At 73.2% G+C, this 20,142-nt stretch carries 16 protein-coding genes and 1 riboswitch; of the genes, 5 read left to right on the top strand and 11 right to left on the bottom strand.

The genetic code is table 11. The features are described 5' to 3' along the window. Window positions 1-72 precede the first annotated feature (72 nt). The 3 genes from Cco03nite_RS39155 to Cco03nite_RS39165 form a co-directional block, all read right to left on the bottom strand. Entirely contained in the window at window positions 73-1,170 is a 1,098-nt protein-coding gene (locus Cco03nite_RS39155) for a glycoside hydrolase family 18 protein (protein ID WP_239168025.1), read from the bottom strand. 190 nt (window positions 1,171-1,360) lie between these two features. Further along, window positions 1,361-3,493: a bifunctional polysaccharide deacetylase/glycosyltransferase family 2 protein gene (locus Cco03nite_RS39160; RefSeq protein ID WP_203699100.1), complete on the bottom strand. Its 2,133-nt coding sequence runs from the start codon at window positions 3,491-3,493 to the stop codon at window positions 1,361-1,363. Window positions 3,494-3,495: 2 nt separating this feature from the next. Beyond that, the gene (locus Cco03nite_RS39165; RefSeq protein WP_203699101.1) at window positions 3,496-3,879 is read right to left on the bottom strand and encodes a hypothetical protein; all 384 of its coding nucleotides are present in this window, start codon (window positions 3,877-3,879) and stop codon (window positions 3,496-3,498) included. 203 nt (window positions 3,880-4,082) lie between these two features. Between Cco03nite_RS39165 and Cco03nite_RS39170 the strand changes: the two genes are divergently transcribed. From Cco03nite_RS39170 to Cco03nite_RS39180, 3 genes are all read left to right on the top strand, one after another. Next, window positions 4,083-4,697, top strand: a complete 615-nt coding sequence (locus Cco03nite_RS39170; RefSeq protein ID WP_239168026.1) for an RNA polymerase sigma factor — start codon at window positions 4,083-4,085, stop codon at window positions 4,695-4,697. Further along, window positions 4,694-5,428: a hypothetical protein gene (locus Cco03nite_RS39175; RefSeq protein WP_203699103.1), complete on the top strand. Its 735-nt coding sequence runs from the start codon at window positions 4,694-4,696 to the stop codon at window positions 5,426-5,428. The genes Cco03nite_RS39170 and Cco03nite_RS39175 overlap by 4 nt, the downstream gene beginning before the upstream one ends. 187 nt (window positions 5,429-5,615) lie before the next feature. Next, window positions 5,616-8,387 carry a PQQ-dependent sugar dehydrogenase gene (locus Cco03nite_RS39180; protein WP_203699104.1) on the top strand — a complete coding sequence of 924 codons (2,772 nt, stop codon included), beginning with the start codon at window positions 5,616-5,618 and terminating at the stop codon, window positions 8,385-8,387. A gap of 65 nt (window positions 8,388-8,452) precedes the next feature. Here Cco03nite_RS39180 and Cco03nite_RS39185 read toward each other — a convergent pair whose 3' ends face one another. The 6 genes from Cco03nite_RS39185 to Cco03nite_RS39210 form a co-directional block, all read right to left on the bottom strand. Next, window positions 8,453-8,818, bottom strand: a complete 366-nt coding sequence (locus tag Cco03nite_RS39185) for a hypothetical protein (protein WP_203699105.1) — start codon at window positions 8,816-8,818, stop codon at window positions 8,453-8,455. A gap of 164 nt (window positions 8,819-8,982) precedes the next feature. After that, the gene (locus Cco03nite_RS39190; RefSeq protein WP_203699106.1) at window positions 8,983-10,425 is read right to left on the bottom strand and encodes a glycine hydroxymethyltransferase; all 1,443 of its coding nucleotides are present in this window, start codon (window positions 10,423-10,425) and stop codon (window positions 8,983-8,985) included. A gap of 21 nt (window positions 10,426-10,446) precedes the next feature. Then, window positions 10,447-10,537, bottom strand: a riboswitch (ZMP/ZTP riboswitch). Between the two features lie 64 nt (window positions 10,538-10,601). Then, window positions 10,602-12,419, bottom strand: coding sequence for a glycoside hydrolase family 15 protein (locus tag Cco03nite_RS39195; protein WP_275412113.1), 1,818 nt, complete (start codon window positions 12,417-12,419; stop codon window positions 10,602-10,604). A gap of 50 nt (window positions 12,420-12,469) precedes the next feature. Further along, window positions 12,470-12,805 carry a YciI family protein gene (locus tag Cco03nite_RS39200; RefSeq protein ID WP_203699107.1) on the bottom strand — a complete coding sequence of 112 codons (336 nt, stop codon included), beginning with the start codon at window positions 12,803-12,805 and terminating at the stop codon, window positions 12,470-12,472. Window positions 12,806-12,847: 42 nt separating this feature from the next. After that, window positions 12,848-13,216: a GntR family transcriptional regulator gene (locus tag Cco03nite_RS39205; RefSeq protein WP_203699108.1), complete on the bottom strand. Its 369-nt coding sequence runs from the start codon at window positions 13,214-13,216 to the stop codon at window positions 12,848-12,850. 15 nt (window positions 13,217-13,231) lie between these two features. Next, on the bottom strand, window positions 13,232-13,870 hold the full coding sequence (locus Cco03nite_RS39210; RefSeq protein ID WP_203699109.1) for a maleylpyruvate isomerase N-terminal domain-containing protein: 639 nt from the start codon (window positions 13,868-13,870) through the stop codon (window positions 13,232-13,234). Between the two features lie 217 nt (window positions 13,871-14,087). Between Cco03nite_RS39210 and Cco03nite_RS39215 the strand changes: the two genes are divergently transcribed. Then, complete coding sequence (locus Cco03nite_RS39215; RefSeq protein WP_203699110.1) at window positions 14,088-15,503, top strand: hypothetical protein; 1,416 nt, start codon at window positions 14,088-14,090, stop codon at window positions 15,501-15,503. Window positions 15,504-15,555: 52 nt separating this feature from the next. Here Cco03nite_RS39215 and Cco03nite_RS39220 read toward each other — a convergent pair whose 3' ends face one another. Together Cco03nite_RS39220 and Cco03nite_RS39225 are read right to left on the bottom strand one after the other, a co-directional pair. Then, a complete protein-coding gene (locus Cco03nite_RS39220; protein WP_203699111.1) occupies window positions 15,556-16,989 on the bottom strand; it encodes an outer membrane protein assembly factor BamB family protein in 1,434 nt (477 codons plus the stop codon). Next, entirely contained in the window at window positions 16,979-17,452 is a 474-nt protein-coding gene (locus Cco03nite_RS39225; RefSeq protein ID WP_373314437.1) for an RNA polymerase sigma factor, read from the bottom strand. Before Cco03nite_RS39225 ends, Cco03nite_RS39220 begins: the two co-directional genes overlap by 11 nt. 86 nt (window positions 17,453-17,538) lie before the next feature. Between Cco03nite_RS39225 and hrpB the strand changes: the two genes are divergently transcribed. Beyond that, a complete protein-coding gene (hrpB, locus tag Cco03nite_RS39230) occupies window positions 17,539-20,106 on the top strand; it encodes an ATP-dependent helicase HrpB (RefSeq protein WP_203699113.1) in 2,568 nt (855 codons plus the stop codon). Window positions 20,107-20,142 lie beyond the last annotated feature (36 nt).

Below are 20,142 nucleotides of genomic sequence, written 5' to 3' on the forward strand. Positions count from 1 at the left end.
TCCGGCGTGCGCCGGACCCCGCCGCAGTTCTCCGGGTCCCGGCGACAGGTGGGTGCCGGGGCCCGGTGTCGGTCAGCTCTGCCGCAGCGGCGGCATCGGCACGGGGATGTTCAGGCTGGTCGCGCCGACTCCCATGCCGCCCTCGCAGGTGTTCGGCGGTGCGGTGCCGATCCCCCGGGTCGACGGCTTCTCCGCGGCCCAGAACATGAAGCCCAGCATGCCCGCCGTGGCGCCCGCGCCGTTGGGCGCGACCGACTGCACGTACGGGGCCGTGGCCTTCTGCACCGAGTTCGCGTAGTCGGTGCACTCCGCGCGGACCTTGCTGCCCTCGGCGATGTAGAGGCCGCCGGTGAACTTCGCCGGGGCCAGCGGCGGCACCGGCGGGTTGTACTGCGGCTTGCCGTCGACGTGCTCCTGCCAGTTGGCCTGCGCCGTGGAAGCCGACGGCTGCCGGGCGGGCACCATCGCGTTGGCCCAGTCCAGCACCGGGTTGTCGGTGCGCAGCCAGTCTGCGGTCGCCTTCTGGTTGAGGGCGATCAGCCAGCGGTCGCCCGCGGCCACGTCGATGGTCAGCCGCGCCCGCGGGTTCGCTCCGCTCGCGTCGTACGGGTGCACCGCCCGGTACGCGGTGATGAAGTTCTGCAGCGCGGCGACGTTCGGGTCGGTGTTCTGCTCATAGTCGATCTCGATGCCGACCCCGAACTGCGTGGCCACCGCGGCCGCCCGCTGGCCGAGCAGGGTGCCGTTCGCGGCGAGCGCGGCGTCCCAGTCATCGGTGTACGTGATGCCCCCGATGGAGAACATCACCCGGATGCCGCGCGAGGTGAAGTGGTTGACGATCTCCTGTGTCATGCCGCGCGGCACACCGTTGAGCGTGGCCGCGTCGGTGGTCTGGTTCAGCAGCTTCAGCGGGTTCACGAAGCTGAGCACGACCAGGTTGACCGACGGGCGGCCGTCGCCGCGGTCGACCAGCCAGTGGTTCTGGCTGTCGAACTCGGCCACGGACCGGACCGTCGCCCACAGGCAGGCGTCGTTGCTGCAGTGCCAGGCCCCGTACACCTGGATCGGGGTGACCGCCGCGGCCGTCGGCGCGGGCGGGGGCGCGGCCGCCGCCGGCAGCGGGCCGGCCAACCCGATCAGCACGGCGAGGAGTAGCACAAGTCGTCTCATGAGGACCTCCGTCGTTGGTGCCCGAACAGAAACCGGAAACAAGGTTCACCGTTAGGGCGTCAACGAATGCCGATACGTCACTCCCCTATGATCGTTCGACTTGCCGGGCAGGTGGGCGAATGCGGGTTCAAGATACGCACAGGTGCCAGGCAAGTCGGACGATCAAGGCGGGCCCGTCGGCCATGGAAGGTCAGGCGTTGCTGCGGGCGTGGGCGGTGGCGGCACCGGTGCGGGCCATGCGGTGCCAGCGCAGGCGGTCGCCGACCAGGGCCATGACCGTGGACTGGATCACCACGAGGTACATCAGCTGCCGGTACACGATCTGCTGCAGGGGCAGGCTCCACAGCGGGCCGTAGCGTTCCCCGTCGAGCTTCAGGGCGTACGCCGCGGTCAGCACCTGGACCATCGTGAAGCCCAGCCACACCGCCGCGACCTGCGTCGGCGGCAGGAAGATCGCGCCGTACACGCCGTAGACGTCGACCATCGGCGCGGACAGCGGCAGCAGCACCTGGAACAGCGTCAGGTAGGACAGGCCGCGGCGGCCCAGCCGCCCGGACGCCCCGCCCTCGGTGAGCGCCCGGCGGTGCTTCCACATCGCCTGCATCGTGCCGTAGCACCAGCGGTAGCGCTGCCGCCACAGCTGGCGCAGCGAGGCGGGGGCCTCGGTCCAGGCGATCGCGTCGGGCGCGTACACGACGCGCCAGCCGGCCCGGATGATCGCCATGGTGAAGTCGGTGTCCTCGGCCAGCGTCTGCGTGGACACGCCGCCGACGTCGACGACCGCCTCGCGGCGGAACGCGCCGATCGCGCCGGGCACGGTCGGCATGCACTGCAGGATGTCGAACATGCGGCGGTCGAGGTTGAAGCCGATCACGTACTCCAGGTGCTGCCAGCGGCCCAGCAGCCCGCCGCGGTTGGCCACCTTCGTGTTGCCGGAGACCGCGCCGACGTTCGGGTCGGCCAGCGGCTGGACCAGCTCGCCGATCGCGTCGGGTTCGAAGACCGTGTCGCCGTCGACCATCACCAGGATGTCGCCGCGGGCGAACATGACGCCGGTGTTCAGCGCGGTCGGCTTACCGGCGTTCTCCTGCTCCACGACGTACACGTTCGGCAGCCGCAGCCGGCGCACCAGCTCGGCGGTGCCGTCGCTGGAGCCGTCGTCGACGACGATGACCTCGACGTTCGGGTAGTCGCCACCGATCAGTGAGCGCACGGTCGCCTCGATGTTGGCCGACTCGTTGTAGGCGGGCACGATCACCGACACCGCGCCGACGTACAGCTTGCGCTTGCGGGTCTGCTTGCGCACCCGGCGCACGTGCACGCGGGCGCACCACACCTGCACGATCAGCCGCAGCACGGCCAGCACGACCGCGGCGAGCATGAGCCAGGTCATCGCGCCGGCCAGCCAGCCCGCGCCGAGCTGCGCGAAGCGCAGGGCGTGCCCGCGCACCCGCTGCCCGGTGGCGGCGGCGGGGGTGGCCGGCAGCTCCATGGCCTGCGACACGGTGGTGAAGCGGTAGCCCTGCTTCTGCAGCTTCGGGATGAGGATCTCCAGCGCGGCGACGGTCTGCGAGCGGTCGCCGCCGGCGTCGTGCATCATCACGATCGCGCCCGCGCCGCCTTCGGGCGTGGCCGCGGCGACGATGGCGTCGACGCCGGGCCGGCTCCAGTCCTTGGTGTCGAGGTCGGTCAGCACGGTGAGGTATCCCTCGTCGGCGGCCTGCCGCATCGCCTCGTACGCGGGCACGGTCACCGCGTCCGGGGTGGCCGAGTAGGGCGGGCGCATCAGCGTCGGGCGCAGGCCGGTCGCGGCGGCGATGGCGTTGCCGGTCAGGGTCGTCTCGGCGGTGCGCTGCCAGGCCGGCGCGGAGGTCAGGTCGAGGTGGGTGAATGTGTGCGCGGCGACCTCGCTGCCGCTGTCCACGATCTGCCGGGCGATGTCGGGGTGCTGGTTGACCTGCGCGCCGACGGTGAAGAAGGTGCCGGCGGCCTGGTGGCGGCGCAGCACGTCGAGGACCGCCGGGGTCCACCGCGGGTCGGGGCCGTCGTCGAAGGTCAGCGCGATCGTCTTGGCCGGCATGGCGCGGGTGGTCACGGTGCCGTCGGGCGCCAGGCGCTGCACGGGGCCGCCGTCGACCACCTCGTCCGGGGCGGGGCGCTCGTCGGCGACCGGGTGCGGGCCGCTGCCCTCCGCGCCGATGTGCTCGACGTACCCGTTGAGGCACAGCCCGGCCAGGGCGAGCGCCAGGGACAGCGCCAGCAGCAGCCAGTGCGCCTTCGGCTCGCGGCGCTTGGGCACCCCGCGCCTCGCGTGTCGCGACATCGTCACTTCTTCTTCGACTGGGTCGGGTGCGGGCGCTCGGTGGGCCGGTTGCCGCGGGTGGACGGCGCGGCGGTGGGCGCGGTGCTGGGCTTGCCGCTGGTCTTCGTCGGCGTCGGGGAGGGTGCCGCACCGGGCTGCGGCAGCGGCTCCGGCGTGGCGGCGGTCGGCGCCGGCTCGGCCGACTCCTCGGCCGCCGGCCGGTCGGGCAGCAGCTGGGGCAGGCCGGGCAGCCCCGCGCCCTCCACCCCGAGGAAGCCCGCCACCACGATGGCCAGCATCAGGGTGAGCGCCACCCCGCCGCCCGCGGCCAGCACGGTGAACATGCGCCGCCGGCGACCCGTACGGTCCACGAAAACCGGCCGGTTCGCGCCTTTTCTTCTGCTCATCCCCTACTGCCCTGACCTAGCCCGTCGCCTCCCGAGGAGGCCTGCCACCGCGCACGACATGCGCCACCGGTACAGCGCCGCCCGCCCGCCGAACGTCACACCGAGTGACGCGTATCTCCGAACGGTGGGCAGGCGGTTCGCACATGCGGGAGGGATGCGTGCACAATCAAGCGCTCAGGGACGCGTGGGAAGGGGGGCTGCCGGTGACCGAGCTGCGACCCCATGCCGCCGATCTGACGGCGGCCGTGGAGGCGGCCCGGCACGGCGACGAGGCGGCGTTCAACAGCCTCTACCTGGCCGTTCAACCCGGCTTGCTGCGTTACCTGCGCATGCTCGTCGGCTCGGACGCCGAGGACGTCGCCTCCGAGACCTGGCTGCAGATCGTGCGCGACCTGCATACGTTCCGTGGCGACGAGGCGGGTTTCCGGCGCTGGGCGGCGACCGTGGGCCGGCACCGTGCCATGGACCACCTGCGCCATCATCAGCGCCGCCCGTCGGTGCCCTTCCCGGTCGAGGCGATGGCGGACCTGCCCGCCGCCGACGACACCGCGGCCTCGGCCGAGCAGCTGATGACGACCGACGGCGCGCTCTCGCTCATCGCCTCGCTGCCCGCCGACCAGGCCGAGGCGGTGCTGCTGCGGGCGGTGCTGGGCCTGGACGCGCAGTCCGCCGCCGACGTGCTGGGCAAGCGGCCGGGCGCGGTGCGCATGGCCGCGCACCGGGGCCTGCGCCGGCTCGCCGAGGTGCTGGGTGTCGAGCGTCACAGTCGCGGAACAGTGACGCCCGGCCCGGATCCGACGCTCAACGAGGTGACATGAGCGAGTTTTCGACTTCCAGCGGGCTTGACCCCGGCACGAGCGAGCGGCTGCTCGACGGTGCCCGCAGCCAGGTCGCCGACCAGGGACCGGTCGGTGATCTGCTGGCCCGTGCCGCCGCTCCCGGACGTCCCGAGGAACTCGCCGGGGCGCCCGCGGTCATGGCCGCGTTCCGGGCAGCGTACCCGCAGCCGGTGGCACGTACCCGCCGCACGCTGCGGCGGGCCGTCGCACTCAAGGTCGCGGCGATCGTGGCGACGCTGACGGTCGGCGGGGTCGCGTTCGCGGCCCACTCGGGCGTGCTGCCCAACCCGTTCCCGATCGGCCCGCAGTCACCGGCGTCGCCGTCGGACTCCCAGCCTGACCGCACCCCGGGGCAGCACACCTCGCCTGCGCCGAGCGGCTCGCCCACGCCGCTGCCCTCGGGCTCGGTGTCCGCTCCGGCGAACGTGCACGGCCTGTGCCGCTCGTTCCTGGCCACGGCCGAGAAGGACAAGCCGAAGGCGACGGACAGCCCGGTGTACGCTCCGCTGGTCGCCGCGGCGGCCGGGCAGGATCTGACGGACTACTGCACCGCGCTGATCGAAGCGAACGCCGGCCGGCCGAGCGCCAATCCCGGCAACGGCCCCTCGCCGAAGCCGAGCAAGGCCCATCCCGCTCCATCGGCTCCGGCTCCCTCGGTTCAGGCTCCCTCGGCCCAGGCTCCGTCGGCGAAGAAGACGAAGGACAGCTGACGGCGGCCGTGTGACATCCGGGCGACGCCCGGCGCTATCTGAGTGGGACCAGCAGGACGCACCCCTGCTGGTCCCATCGCATGTCCATCGACGTCCCGCACGGCGCGTGCGCTTTATACCACTCTGCGCTATAGGTAGCCTGACCTGGTTTGTCGCATTTGTTGACATTTCAGGAGGCATATCCAGCATGAATAACGGATGGAGAGCAGGCGCGCTCGGCACTTCGCTGCTGTCGGCCGTCCTGATGTTCGGCACCGCGGCCGCCCCGGCCCCGGTCGCCGCCCGCGCCGCGGGACCCGCGGCCCCGGTCATCACCGAGCCCGAGAAGGACAACCGACTGCTCAGCGCCGCCGACGTGCACATGGAGACGCGGGCGATGCAGAACAACGACGCCGGCGACACCCACCTGTGCACCGACTGGGAGATCTGGGCCGGCAACGCCGGCTCCGGCGAGCGGGTCTGGTTCGACTCGTGCGCCAGCGGCACCGGCCGGGTGCACGTGCACCTCGGCGACGGGGTGTTCGAGAACTCCTTCACCGGCCGCAAGGACCTGATCGCGGACAAGCCCTACACCCTGCGGGTGCGGCACCGCGACGCGAACGGCGTGTGGAGCCCGTACTCCACCCGGCCGTTCAAGACCGACATCGAGCGCAAGCCGCTGCCCGGCGCGGGTGACTGGAAGATCCACCAGCCCGGCTTCGTGGTCGAGGAGGTCACCGGCGACCTGGCGCTGCCGGTGAACATCGCGATGGTGCCGGACTGGCAGGGCGACCCGAGCAAGCCGCTGTTCTACGTCACCGAGCTGTACGGCCGCATCCGCGTGGTCACCGGTGACTTCAAGAAGCACACGTACGCCGACGACCTGCTCGACTTCGATCCGAGCGCGCAGTTCCCGGGCACCGGCGAGATGGGCGTGACCGGCATCGTGGTCGAGCCGAAGACCGGCGACCTGTTCGTGTCGATGCTGTACAAGGACGACGGCGACCTGCTGCCCAAGATCGTTCGCTTCCACAGCGAGGACGGCGGCCTGACCGCCGCGACCAAGACCACGATCTTCAAGGCGCCGGGCGAGGAGCAGTCGACCTCGCACCAGATCTCGAACCTGAGCCTCGGCCCGGACGGCAAGCTCTACGTGCACATGGGCGACGGCTTCATCGCCGACACCGCCGAGGACATGGACTCGTTCCGCGGCAAGGTGCTGCGGATGAACCTGGACGGCACCGCGCCGAGCGACAACCCGTTCTACAAGGGCACCGGCAAGTTCCAGGCCAAGGACTACATCTACGCGTACGGCCTGCGCAACCCGTTCGGCGGCGCCTGGCGGCAGGCCGACGGCCAGCACTACTCGGTGGAGAACGGCCCGTCGGTCAACGACCGGCTCGCCCGGATCACCAAGGGGGGGCGCTACCACTGGACCGGCGGCGCGAGCGGCCTGACCAAGAACGCCCTCTACAACTGGAAGGAGACGCAGGGCCCGGTCAACATCGCGTTCACCGAGAAGAACGTCTACCACGCGGCCGGCTTCCCGCAGGAGAAGTACGGCAACGGCTTCGTCACCCTGAGCGGCCCGACCTACGCCAGCGGCCCGCAGCGGCGGGGCAAGAAGATCGTCGAGTTCCAGTTCAACGACGACGGTTCGGTCAAGGACCCGAAGACCCTGATCGAGTACACCGGCAGCGGCAAGACCAGCGTCGCCGGCCTCGCCCCGGGACCCGACGGGCTCTACTTCACCACGCTGTACACCAAGAGCGGCGACGCCACCGACTCGGGCGCGAAGGTGCTGCGCGTGCGCTACGTGCGCAAGGACACCGGCTCACCGGTGACGCTGTACTCCGACAGCGGCTTCAAGGGCGACTCGAAGGGCCTGGGCACCGGGATCTTCGACACCGCCGCGTTCGGCAAGGTCAAGGACAACACCACCAGCTCCCTGCGGGTGGCCGGCGGCTACCGGGCCGTCGCCTGCGACGGCCCGGCGACTGCGCCCGACCTGGGCGGCTGCCGCTACTTCGGGCCCGGCGAGCACGGCGCGCTCGGCGACTTCAACGACAAGATCTCGTCACTGGCGGTCTTCGGCGGCCCGGTCGAGGGCAAGGGCGTGCTCGGCTACGGCGAGACCGGCCTCAAGGGCGCGGCGCAGCCGCTCGGCGCGGGCATGCACGAGTCGGTCGCGGGCGAGCTGTCCGGCGGCGAGAGCACGTCGATCAGCTCGCTGAAGGTCGGCGCGGGATACCGGCTGATCGCCTGCGACAAGGACCGCTCCGCGGGCGCCGACCTCGGCGTCTGCCGCATCCTCGGCAGCGGCGACCACGCCACCGTCGGCGCGCTCAACGACAAGATCTCGCTGATCGGCGTCGTCGGCCCGCCGCTGACCGTGTTCTCCGAGGCCAAGGCCAAGGGCAAGAGCCAGAGCTTCGAGACCGGGGTGTACGAGGGCACCCGGGGCGAACTCGCCGAGGTCGGCAACGACGCGATCACCTCGCTGCGCCTGGAGCCCGGCTACCGGGCCGTGGCCTGCGCCGGTGACGGCAGCACCGGGACGGGACTGGCCACCCTGGGCCGCTGCCGCTCGTTCCCGCCGGGCGAGCACACGCTGACCGGCACCGACCTGGACGACGCCATCTCGCTGCTGCTGGTCTCCGGCACCCCGGTCCAGGGCGCGAACGTCACCGTGTACTCCGACCAGGCCTTCGAGGGCGGCGAGTCCGCGCTGGGCCTGGGCATCTTCGAGGCGTCGCGGGACGAGCTCGGCGAGGCGGGCAACGACGACATCAGCTCGCTGAAGGTCGCCCCGGGGCACCGGGCGGTCGCCTGCGAGCACGGCACCAAGCCGGTCGTGCTCGACGTCGGCATCTGCCGGTACTACAAGGCAGGTGACGTCACCTTCGTCGGCGCGGACGTCAACGACAAGTTCTCGCTGATCGCGGTCGACAAGGTCGGCGCGGCCCCGGCCAAGCGCTGACCCTTCGCACGACGAAGGCCCCGTTCCCGCCGCGAGGCGGGGACGGGGCCTTTCCGCGTACCCCCCTAGGAACTGCTGCTGCTGCTCGAATCGCTGCCGCCGCCGCCACCGCCGAACGAGCTGCCGCCGGAGTCGGACCCGCCGCCGGACCAGCCGCCGCCACCGGAGTCGGAGCCGCCGCTCGACCAGCCGCTGCCCGAGTCGCTCGACGAGCCGCTGCTGCCGACGTTGTGCTGCCAGGTGTGCTCCTCCGTCCACACCGGGTCACCGGACGAGGTGTGCACGGGGCCGTGGAAGCCGGCGGGGCGGCGTTTCTGTGCCGGACCGCGGTTCGCGCCGGCACGCGTCGCTGCGACGACCGCGACGGCGATGCCGGCCACGACCAGGACGATGAACGCCAGCACGACGAAGAGAAGGACCATTGACTCCATCGGGCCAATGTAGACGTCGTGCGCCAGCACCGCGCACCGTCAGGAACCGCCCCCACCGCCGCCGGAGTCCCCGCCGCCACCGCTGTCACCCGACGGTAGGGCATCACCGCACCCCGCAGCGGGCATGGAAAGGCGCGGGGTCACCCCCGCGCCTTTCCCGGTGCTCAGCCCAGGTCGATCGTCGGGTAGAGCGGGAAGCCCTTGAGCAGGTCGGTGGTCTGCCCGGCGACCCGGTCCGCGACGCCGTCGGCCAGCACATACGCGGCCTGGGACGGCTTGCCGTTCGTGGTGCCCGGCGTGGTGCCCACCAGCACGGTGTGGATCAGGTCGGCGATCTGGTCCATCTCGGCCGTGCCCAGGCCGCGCGTGGTCAGCGCGGGGGTGCCCAGCCGGATGCCGGAGGTGTACCAGGCGCCGTTCGGGTCCTGCGGCACCGCGTTGCGGTTGGTGACGATGTTCGAGTCGAGCAGCGCCGACTCGGCCTGCCGGCCGGTGATGCCGTACGACGACACGTCCAGCAGCACCAGGTGGTTGTCGGTGCCCCCGGTGACCAGCTTCGCGCCGCGCCGGGCCAAGCCCTCGGCCAGCGCGTTGGCGTTGTCGACGATGCGCTGGGCGTAGTCGCGGAACTCCGGCCGCCGGGCCTCGGCCAGCGCGACCGCCTTGGCCGCCATGACGTGCGGCAGCGGGCCGCCGAGCACCATCGGGCAGCCCCGGTCGACCTGGTCGGCCAGCTCGGACTGGCACAGCACCATGCCGCCGCGCGGGCCGCGCAGCGACTTGTGCGTGGTGGTGGTGACGATCTGCGCGTGCGGGATCGGGTCGAAGTCGCCGGTCAGCACCTTGCCCGCGACCAGGCCCGCGAAGTGCGCCATGTCGACCATCAGGGTCGCGCCGACCTCGTCGGCGATCTCCCGCATGATCCGGAAGTTCACCAGCCGCGGGTACGCCGAGTAGCCCGCGACGATGATCAGCGGCCGGAACTCGCGCGCCGACTTGGCCAGCGCGTCGTAGTCGACCAGGCCCGTCGCCGGGTCGGTGCCGTAGCTGCGCTGCTCGAACATCTTGCCGGAGATGTTCGGGCGGAAGCCGTGCGTGAGGTGGCCGCCCGCGTCCAGCGACATGCCCAGCATGCGCTGGTCGCCCAGCTCGCGGCGCAGCGCCGCCCAGTCGGCCTCGGTCAGGTCGTTGACGTGGCGGGCCTGCGCCTTGGCCAGCGCCGGGCTCTCCACCCGCTGGGCGAGCACGGCCCAGAACGCGACCAGGTTGGCGTCGATGCCCGAGTGCGGCTGCACGTACGCGTGCTGCGCCCCGAACAGCTCCCGGGCGTGCTCGGCGGCCAGCGCCTCGACCGTGTCGACGTTCTTGCAGCCGGCGTAGAAGCGGCGGCCGACGGTGCCCTCGGCATACTTGTCGCTGAACCAGTTGCCCATGGCCAGCAGCGTCGCGGGCGAGGCGTAGTTCTCACTGGCGATCAGCTTGAGCGACTCGCGCTGGTCGTGCAGCTCGGCGCCGATCGCGGCGGCGACGGCCGGCTCGACGGCACGGATGGCGTCCAGCGCATGGCGGTAGGCCAGGGACTCACTGGACAGGGACGCGTCAGACATGCGGACCTCCTGGACGATACGGAAGAAGGCCCAGGCGCACGGCACAGCGTCACGATGACGGAGCCGCTCCCCGATGGTGACCCATCCCAGCGCGCCAGTCACGGCCCACCGCCCAGCCTAACAACCCGGCCCGGTCCGCGCCCCCCACCACACCGCCCCGCCCACATCCCGGGCGGTCAGCCGAGGGCGCGGTCGAGGTTGAAGGCGGCGGAGATGAGGGAGAGGTGGGTGAAGGCCTGGGGGAAGTTGCCGAGCTGCTCGCCGGTCTTGCCGATCTGCTCGGCGAACAGGCCGACGTGGTTGGCGTAGGTGAGCATCTTCTCGAAGGCGAGGCGGGCCTCGTCGAGGCGGCCGGCCCGGGACAGGGCCTCGACGTACCAGAACGAGCACATGGAGAAGGTGCCCTCGACGCCGCGCAGGCCGTCGGGGCTGACCGCCGGGTCGTACCGGTAGACCAGCGAGTCCGAGACCAGGTCCTCGGCCAGCGCGTCCAGCGTGGACAGCCACTTGGGATCGGTCGGCGAGACGAACTTCGCCATCGGCATCATCAGCAGCGCCGCGTCCAGCACGTCGGCGTCCTCGTGCTGCACGAACGCCTGCCGGTCGGTCGAGAAGCCCTTGCGCATGATCTGGTGGTAGATGTCGTCGCGGGTCTGCCGCCAGCGGGGCAGCTCGGCGGGCAGGCCCCGGTGCGTGGCCATGCGGATCGCCCGCTCGATCGCCACCCAGCACATCAGCCGCGAGTACAGGAAGTTCCGGCGGCCGCCGCGGGTCTCCCAGATGCCCTCGTCGGGCCGATCCCAGTTGCCGCACACCCAGTCGACCAGCCCGGTCACCTCCTCCCAGCGGTCGCTGGAGATCGGGTGCGCCCACTTGTCGTACAGGTAGATCGAGTCGATCAGCGCCCCGTAGATGTCCAGCTGCAGCTGGCCCACCGCGTTGTTGCCGATGCGCACCGGTCCTGAGCAGCGGTATCCCTCAAGGTGCGGCAGTTCCTCCTCGGGCAGCTCGGTGCGGCCGTCGATGCCGTACATGATCTGCAGCGGGCCGTCGGGGCCGTCGCCGCGCAGCGCGACGTGGCGGTCCAGGAAGTCCATGAACGCCGCAGCCTCCTCGTGGAAGCCGAGCCGCAGCATCCCGTACAGGCAGAACGCGGCGTCGCGGATCCACACGTACCGGTAGTCCCAGTTGCGCTCCCCGCCGATCTGCTCGGGCAGGCTCGTCGTGGCGGCCGCGACGATCGCCCCCGTCGGCGCGTATGTCAGCAGCTTCAGGGTGAGCACCGAGCGGTTCACCATCTCCCGCCAGCGCCCCCGGTAGCGCGACTTCGCGATCCAGGCCCGCCAGTAGCGCACCGTCTCGGTGAACTGCTCCTCCGCCTCGGCCAGCGGGCACGACCGGGGCCGCACCCGGTCGGAGACCCGGTCCAGCGCGAACACGGCCGTCTCGCCCTCGCCGAGGGTGAACTCCGCCCGGGCGTCCCCGCCCTCGATGGCGACCTCGACGCTGCTGGTCAGGGCCAGCGACAGCACCTGGCAGCTGAACAGCACCCGGTCGCCGTCCAGACGCAGCGTGTGCGCCTGGCGGCCGTAGTCGAAGCGGGGCGCGACCAGCGCGGTGAAGGGCAGCTTGCCGCGTACGCAGATCACCCGCCGGATCAGGCGGTGCCGGTCCGCCTCCGTGGGGTCGCCGACGATCGGCATGAAGTCCTGGATCTCGCCCACGCCTTCGTCGGCGTAGAAGCGGGTGATCAGAACGTTGGTGTCCGGGAAGTAGAACTGCTTGGTCTGCGCCGGGACGGCCGCCGCCAGCTCGAACCGCCCGCCGCGGTCGGCGTCCAGCAGCGCCCCGAAGACGCTCGGCGAGTCGAACCGCGGGCAGCAGTACCAGTCGATGGTGCCGTTCATGCCGACCAGCGCCACGCTGCGCATGTCGCCGATCAGCCCATGATCGGCGATCGCCAGGTAACGCGCGTCCGCTCCCCCGTCGGCCACCCTGCCAGCATATGACCGCCCAGTGCCTGACCGGCGAAAACCGACGCCCCTCAGACGGTGATCAGCCGGCCCGGGGCGGCCATCGTGCCGGGTGGGCACCACCAGGTCATCACGTCGACGACGAGGCGGCCGGCGCGTACGGCCGGATCCTGCTCGGCCAGGCGGCGGGCCTCGGCCGGCGAACCGGTCCGGAAGAAGACCAGGCCGCGCAGCGACTCGTCGGCGGGCTCGATCACCGGGCCGTTGGTGACGACGTGACCCGACGCCCGCAGCCCCGCCAGGTACGCCAGGTGCTCCGCCTGGATGCGGGCGGACTCCGCCTCGTCGTACTCGGCCGGGTTCGCCGGGCGGCGCAGCATGACCAGCTCGAAGGACTCAAGTTCCATGCCGCACAGTGTGCCCGGCGGGTCGGACAGGGCGGCGTGCTGCTAGGTGTCCGCCCGGCGCAGCGCCTGGATCGCGCCGTCGAGGCTGACCCCGAGCGCGCGGGCCGCGGCCCGGTAGGCCCGCGCGGCCTCGTCGAGCCGGGCCATCGCCTCGGCGGGCGGCAGGTCGGGGCGGCGCTCGGCGACCGTGGTGCCGTGCCGGACCCGGCTCACCACCAGGCCCGCCGCCTCCAGCTCACGGTAGGCGCGGGCCACCGTGTTCACAGCCAGGCCGATGTCCGCGGCGAGCTGCCGGATCGTCGGCAGGTGCGCGCCCGGGGCCAGCGTGCCCTCGGCGATCCGCGTGGCGATGCCCGCCCGCACCTGCTCGTACGGCGGCACGGCGCTGTCGGTGTCGATCTCCAGCCGCATCGGGAAGTCTCCTGGTCAGAACGCGGTGATGGTCGCCGGGGCGCGCTCGGCGCGGGTCAGCGCGCGGAGCACCGCGGCCTGCCCGTGGCGGCGCACCGCGAGCTCGCTCAGCAGCGCGAGCACCGGGTCGAGCACGTCACGTGGCTGGTCGGGGGTGGGCACACCGACGCTGTACGCCAGGTCGTCGGAGTGCACGGTGATCTCCATCAGCCGGGTGACCAGGAAGTCGTCCAGCCGCATCGCCCACGGCCCGGCGGGCGGGCTGACCAGGCGGTCGACGTGCTCCTCGGCGAGCAGCGTACGCAGCTCGGACACGGCGCGCCCGGTCTGCTCGACCAGCTCCCGCGGACCGGCCGCGGCGAGCGCCTCGCCGCCCTGGCGGACCCGCACGTTGGTCTCGGCGTCGATGTCGGCGCCGATCCACGTGACCCGGCTGTAGTGGTCGGCGAGGGCGACCGGCGGCCCGTCCGGGGCGGGCGCGCCCAGCACCCGCGGCAGGTTCACCACCTGCGCGGCGAGGTGCCCGGCCAGGCCGGCGACCGTGAAGGCCTCCAGCGCGCTCGGCTTCGCCCAGGCCGCCTCGACGGCGGGGTCGCCCAGCAGGGCTGTTGCCGACGCGGCGGCCTGCAGGTATGCCTCGCGTACCGCGCTCATCCGTGCCTCCGGGGCCGCTCGCCGTCTCCGCCGAACACCCTAACCCGCGATCGCCGCGCGCACCGGGCGGCGGGACCGCCGGGCCGCACGCACTGACCGTGGGGCGTACACCGCCGTATCCCGCTCGTGGGAGGCGCGTTCTTGATGATTGACCCGGGCCGTCGACCCCTGCGCGCGCCGGGCCGGGACACCTGACCGCCGCCGAAGGGGATCGATCGTGCACGACGGCTCGCTGCTCACCGCCGAACGGATCGGCCCGGCGCTGCCCGAACCCGGGCCGGTGCCCGTCGCGGGGCGTACGCCGCGCCCGGTCGTGGTCGCCGTGCTCGCCGGGGCGGGGCTCACCGTCGCGGCCGCGGTGCTGGCCGCCGTGCGGATGCTGCCCGCGGGTTCGCGGGCGGGCGCGTGGCGCTACCGGTACGTCGGCTGGTTCTCCTGGGAGATGCTGCTGCCGTTCGCGGGCGGCCTGGCCGCGGTGCTGGCGCTGCTGTGGCTGACCCACCGCCTCGGGCCGCGCCGGGAGCGGCTCGTCGTGGGCATGTGGCTGGCCGCGGCCGTGCCGCTGCAGCTGGTCGTGCGCGCGGCCGACGAGGTGTCGCTGGGCGCGGTCGTCGCCAGCGACCGGGCGAACTCGTTCTACACGCCGTCGCTGCGCTTCACCGCGTGGGACTACCTGACCCGCTTCCAGGACATCATCCACGAGCTGCCGCAGCACGCCCGCTCGAACATGCCCGGCAAGACGCTCTTCTACCACCTGCTCGGCACGCTCACCACGAACCCGGCCGCACTCGGCGTCGCGATCACCGCGGTGTCCAGCCTGGCCGCGCTGCTGGTGTACCTGCTGGTGCGCGAGGTGCTCGACGACCGCCGGGTGGCGCTGTTCGCGCTGATCCTGTGCCTGCTGGTGCCGGGCCGGCTGTACTTCCTGCCGATCCTCAACGCGGTCTCGCCGGTGCCCATCCTGCTGTCGCTGTGGCTGTTCACGCGGTACCTGCGGCACGCGCGCTGGGGCTGGGCGGCCGGCCTGGGCGCGTCGCTCTACCTGGTGTTCTTCTTCGAGCCGCTGCCGCTGGTGATGGGGCTGACCTTCGCGGCGCTGGCCGCGCTGGCGCTGTACCGGCGGCGGCTGGACCGGTTCGGGCTGCTCAAGCTGGTGTCGCTGACGCTGGCCGCGTTCGCCGCCGCGTACCTGGGCATGCGGCTGGTGTTCGGGTACGACCTGTTCGTCAACCTGGCCTGGGTCCTGGCCGACGCGCACGACTTCAACGACCGCGCGCTGCGGCCGTACGACGTCTGGGTGGTGCGCAACCTCGGCGACTTCGCGCTCTGCGCCGGGATCGCGGCGACCGTGCTGGTCGGGTACGCCGCCTGGGACGCGGTGCGCCGCGGGGTGGCCCGGCCGATCGCCGCGCTGACCCTGTCCGGGCTGGCCGTGCTGGCGTTCCTCGACCTGGTCGGCGTCAACCGCGGCGAGACCACCCGGCTCTGGATCTTCCTGGCGGTGTTCCTGATGATCCCGGTGGCCTGGGTGTGCGCCCGCTCGCCCCGGGTGTGGCCGTTCGCCGTGGTCACCGCGGCGTCGCTGCTGCAGGTCGCGGCGACGACGCCGATGATCGCCTTCATCCGCCCCTGAGCACGTCCGATGCGGCGCCCCCGTCCGGTCCGGACGGGGGCGCCGCGCCGTCTCAGCGGGCGTACCGGTAGACGCCGATGCCGTCCTTGGTCGGGCAGGTCAGCATGGTCGCGTTCGCCGAGCAGTAGCCGGTGACGGCAGGCCGCCCGAGGGCGACGTTCTCACCGGTGGCGAGCTGGTGGCCGGACACACCCGCCTGGCCGATGACCAGGAGGTTGCCCGACTCTATCCACATCGCCTGGCCGTCCAGCGCGGCCAGCGGGGTTCCGTCGACCGCGAGCACCGCCGACGGCTCGCCCACGGCGAGCAGCCCCACCGCCGACGGCAGCACACCGCGCACCATGCCCTTGAGGTCGCGCTGCCAGACCGTCGCGCCCGAATGCGCGTCGACGGCCGTCAGCTGGGCGCTCTCGCCGGTGTCGTTGGTGACGGCGCAGAACACGCCGCCCGCGGCGCACGGCGACGGCCAGGACCCGGCCAGTGTCGCCTGGAGGGTGGCCTCGCTCGCGGCGGCGGACCCGTCGAGCCGCAACGCCCCGACCTTGGCCCCGGCGAACTGGTACAGCGTCCCGTCGACCACCGTCTCCTGGCGCAGCAGGTCCGGGCCGGGCGACAGCACCGGCGCGGCGAGTTCCCGCTCGACCTTGCCGCTGACCACGTCGCGCACCTGCACCCGCCCGTCGGCCAGGTGCAGGACCACGCGCCGGTCCGAGGGCGCCCGCCCGATGAGGCCGCCGACGACGTAAGACTCGGCCAGGGTGCGCACCGCGTTGGTGCCCGACTGGGCGACCCGGTCGCTGACCGTCCACCGCGCCTTGCCGGTACGCAGGTCGAGCGCCTCGGTGACGCCGCGCTGGACCCAGGTGATCACGAGCGTGTCGTCGTACAGGACCCGGTCGGTGTCGTTGAAGGAGTACGGCAGCGTCCACATGATCTTCCCGGTGGCCGGGTCGACCGCGATGATCGTGTCGCTGCCGTCCTTGATCAGCGGGTTGTCGAAGCCCTGCTCGGTGAGCAGCAGGATCGCCCCGGCGGACACCTCGAAGCCGTTCGTGTCGCCGAACTTGCCCAGCGACAGCGCGGGCCACAGCGGCTTGGCGGTGGCCAGGTCCACCCCGCCGACCCACTCGGTGCCGTCCTCGGCCATCCACATCGCGTACGAGCGGTCGCCCAGGGTGGCGGTCATGCCGAACCGGGCCGGCGACGCGTACCGGATGACCGGCGCGACGGAACCGTCGAAGGGCGTGAACTCCGTCGCGGCGGGCAGCGCGGGCAGCACCGGCCGCACCGGCGTCGCGGCGGGAGCCAGCACGGCCTGCGCGCCGAGCAGCGCGGCGACGACGGCGGCCCCGGCGGCGAGCAGCCCGCCGAACGACCTGCGGCGGCGCTGTGCGGCCCGCGCCCGCACCGCGGACAGCTCCGGGGGCGGCACCGCGTCCACCCGGTCGGCCAGCCTCGCGTAGAAGCGTTCCAGCTCAGTTGACATGGCTGCGCTCCCCCAGGGCGGTGGCGAGCCCGGCCCGCCCGCGGGCGAGCCAGGACTTGACGGTGTTGACCGGCACCGACAGCTCCACGGCGATCTCCGCGACGGGCTGGTCGAGCAGGTAGTGCATCGCCAGCGCCCGGCGCTGGTCGATGGGCAGGGTCTTGAGGGCCGCGACGACGGTCATCAGCTCCTCGTCGGGGGGCGGCACGTTGGGGGGATCGGGCAGGTCCGCCGAGCGCCGCACGGTCAGCCGCCGCCACCAGTCGGTGGCCAGCCGGGTCACCACCAGCCGCAGCCACGCCTCGGGGTTGTCGTAGCGCTGCAGGGACGCCCAGCGCTGCCAGGCACGGGCGTACGCCTCCTGGGTGAAGTCCTGCGCCTCGGCCAGGCCACCCGTGAGGCCGTACGCGAAGCGCATCAGCCGCGGGGCGGTGCCGCGGTAGAACGCCTCGAAATCTGACACTGTCACCTCTGGAACACGGGCCGGGCCCGCGCCAGGTTGCGACACCGCCGGGCAATCCCTGCGGGGCCGTCCGGCAGACTGGGCGGGTGTTACCTGACGCGGCCGAAACCGACCTGCCCGTCCGGGAGGCGCTGCCCACGCTACTGGCGGCGCTGGCCGGGCACGGCGCGGCGGTGCTGGTCGCGCCGCCGGGATCGGGCAAGACCACGCTCGCGCCGCTGGCGCTGGCGGGCGAGGTCACCGGCCGGGTGATCGTCGCCGAGCCGCGCCGGGTCGCCGCCCGCGCCGCCGCGCGCCGGATGGCCGAACTGACCGGCACGCCGCTGGGCGGGCCCGTCGGGTACAGCGTGCGCGGCGACAGCCGCACCAGCGCCGCGACCAGGGTCGAGGTGGTCACCACCGGCCTGCTGGTGCAGCGGCTGCAGCACGACCCGGAACTGGCCGGGGTCGGCGCGATCCTGCTCGACGAGGTGCACGAGCGCCAGCTCGACTCCGATCTGGCGGTGGCCTTCACCACCGACGTGCGCGCCGCGCTGCGCCCGGACCTGAAGCTGGTCGCCGCGTCCGCGACCGCGCAGGCCGAACGGCTGGCCGCCGCGCTGGGCCCGGACACCCCCGTGGTGACCGCCTCGGGCACACCCCACCCGATCGAGGTCCGGTGGCGGCCGCCGGCCGGCCCGGTGGACGCGCCCTACGGGCTGCGCGTCGACCCGCGTCTGCTCGATCACGTCGCCGCCGTGGTCCGGGAAGCGCTGCGCGGGGCCGACGGCGACCTGCTGGTGTTCCTGCCCGGCGCGGGTGAGATCGAGGGCGTCGCCGGGCGGCTGGCGGGCCTGCGCGCCGAGGTGGACCTGCTCACCCTGCACGGCCGCCAGGCCGCGGGCAGCCAGGACGCCGCGCTGCGGCCCGGACCCCGCCGCCGTGTGGTGCTGGCGACCGCGGTCGCCGAGAGCAGCCTGACCGTGCCCGGCGTACGCGTCGTCGTCGACGCGGGCCTGGCCCGGGTGCCGCGTACCGACCTGGGTCGCGGGCTGGGCTCGCTGGTCACGGTCCGCGCGTCGCGGGCCTCGGCGCACCAGCGGGCCGGGCGAGCCGGGCGCGAGGGACCCGGTGTCGTCTACCGGTGCTGGTCGCAGGCCGAGCACGAGCGGCTGCCCGAGCACCCCGACCCGGAGATCGCCTCGGCCGACCTGACCGCGTTCGTACTGCAGCTGGCCTGCTGGTCCAGTGCGGACGGCGCGGGCCTGGCCCTGCTCGACCAGCCGCCCGCGGCCGCCGCGACGGTCGCCCGGGAGACGCTGGCCGCGCTCGGCGCGCTCGACGGCGACGGCCGGGTCACCGCGCGCGGCCGGGCCATCGCGGGTGTCGGCGCGCACCCGCGCCTGGCCCGCGCGCTGCTCGACGCCACCGCCGAACTCGGCCCGCACCGCGCCGCCGAGGTCGTCGCGCTGCTCGGCTCGGACACTCCGATCAGCACCGACGACCTCACCGCGGCCTGGCGACGGCTACGCGACGGGATGGACGCGGCCGCGAGCGCCGCCTGGCGCACCGAGGTCCGCCGCCTGACCGGCAACCTGCGCGGCAGCGATTCCGCCGGGTCCGGCGAAGCCCTGAGCCGCGCTGCCGAATCGGGCCGGGCGGGCGTGTCTCAGCGGGTGGACGCGGGGCGGATGACCGATGACCTGGCCGGTGCGCTGGTCGTCGGGCTGGCCTACCCCGAGCGGGTCGCGCGGGTCCGGGGCGCGGGCAGCCGGACCTACCTGATGGCCGGGGGCACCGCCGCTGAGCTGCCGCCGGGCTCGCCGCTGACCGGGGTGTCCTGGCTGGCGGTGGCCGCCGCGGACCGGCAGCCGGGCAGCAGCTCGGCCCGGATCCGGCTGGCCGCCGCGACCGACGAGGCGACCGCCCGGCAGGCCGCGGCCCCGCTGCTGGTCACCGGCGAGGAGATCGCCTGGTCCGATGGGGACGTGGTGGCCCGGCGGGTGACCCGGCTGGGCGCGATCGTGCTGGCGGAACGCCCGCTCGACCGCCCCGACCGCGAACTCGTGGCCCAGGCGCTCGCCGAGGGCCTGCGCCGGGAGGGCCTGCGGCTGCTGCGCTGGACTCCCGAGGCGACCGCACTGCGCGAGCGTATGGCGTTCCTCGCGCACGCACTCGGCGAGCCGTGGCCCGCGGTCGACGACGCGTCCCTGCTGGCGAACGCCGGGCAGTGGCTGGGCGGGGCGCTGCACACCGCCCGCCGCCGCGACGACCTGCACCGCGTCGACGTCACCGCCGCCCTGCGCACCCTACTGCCCTGGTCACAGGCAGCCCAGCTCGACCAGCTCGCCCCCGAACGCCTGGAGGTCCCCAGCGGCTCCCGGATCCGCATCGACTACACCGACGCGACCGCCCCGGTCCTGGCGGTAAAGGTCCAGGAGGCGTTCGGCTGGACCCGAACCCCCCGGCTCGCCGACGGCCGAGTGCCCATCGTCCTGCACCTGCTGTCCCCCGCCGGCCGCCCCGCCGCAGTCACCAGCGACCTCGTCTCCTTCTGGCGCAACGGCTACCCCCAGGTCCGCGCCGAACTACGCGGCCGCTACCCCCGCCACCCCTGGCCCGAGGACCCCACCACAGCCGAACCAACCCGCCGCCCACAACCCCGCAACCGCTGACCCCCCCCCCCCCCCCCCCCCCCCCCCCCCCCCCCC

Origin of the sequence: Catellatospora coxensis (assembly GCF_016862635.1) — a bacterium.
Classification (GTDB): Bacteria; Actinomycetota; Actinomycetes; order Mycobacteriales; family Micromonosporaceae; genus Catellatospora; species Catellatospora coxensis.

What these genes read in the sequence shown, in the direction of transcription:
- Cco03nite_RS39180 (WP_203699104.1), top strand. Translation starts at nt 5,616, where the DNA reads ATGAATAACGGATGGAGAGCAGGCGCGCTCGGCACTTCGCTGCTGTCG.
- Cco03nite_RS39185 (WP_203699105.1), bottom strand. Translation starts at nt 8,818, where the DNA reads ATGGAGTCAATGGTCCTTCTCTTCGTCGTGCTGGCGTTCATCGTCCTG.
- Cco03nite_RS39210 (WP_203699109.1), bottom strand. Translation starts at nt 13,870, where the DNA reads ATGAGCGCGGTACGCGAGGCATACCTGCAGGCCGCCGCGTCGGCAACA.
- Cco03nite_RS39220 (WP_203699111.1), bottom strand. Translation starts at nt 16,989, where the DNA reads ATGTCAACTGAGCTGGAACGCTTCTACGCGAGGCTGGCCGACCGGGTG.
- Cco03nite_RS39165 (WP_203699101.1), bottom strand. Translation starts at nt 3,879, where the DNA reads ATGAGCAGAAGAAAAGGCGCGAACCGGCCGGTTTTCGTGGACCGTACG.
- Cco03nite_RS39160 (WP_203699100.1), bottom strand. Translation starts at nt 3,493, where the DNA reads ATGTCGCGACACGCGAGGCGCGGGGTGCCCAAGCGCCGCGAGCCGAAG.
- Cco03nite_RS39190 (WP_203699106.1), bottom strand. Translation starts at nt 10,425, where the DNA reads ATGTCTGACGCGTCCCTGTCCAGTGAGTCCCTGGCCTACCGCCATGCG.
- Cco03nite_RS39155 (WP_239168025.1), bottom strand. Translation starts at nt 1,170, where the DNA reads ATGAGACGACTTGTGCTACTCCTCGCCGTGCTGATCGGGTTGGCCGGC.
- Cco03nite_RS39200 (WP_203699107.1), bottom strand. Translation starts at nt 12,805, where the DNA reads ATGGAACTTGAGTCCTTCGAGCTGGTCATGCTGCGCCGCCCGGCGAAC.
- Cco03nite_RS39175 (WP_203699103.1), top strand. Translation starts at nt 4,694, where the DNA reads ATGAGCGAGTTTTCGACTTCCAGCGGGCTTGACCCCGGCACGAGCGAG.
- Cco03nite_RS39205 (WP_203699108.1), bottom strand. Translation starts at nt 13,216, where the DNA reads ATGCGGCTGGAGATCGACACCGACAGCGCCGTGCCGCCGTACGAGCAG.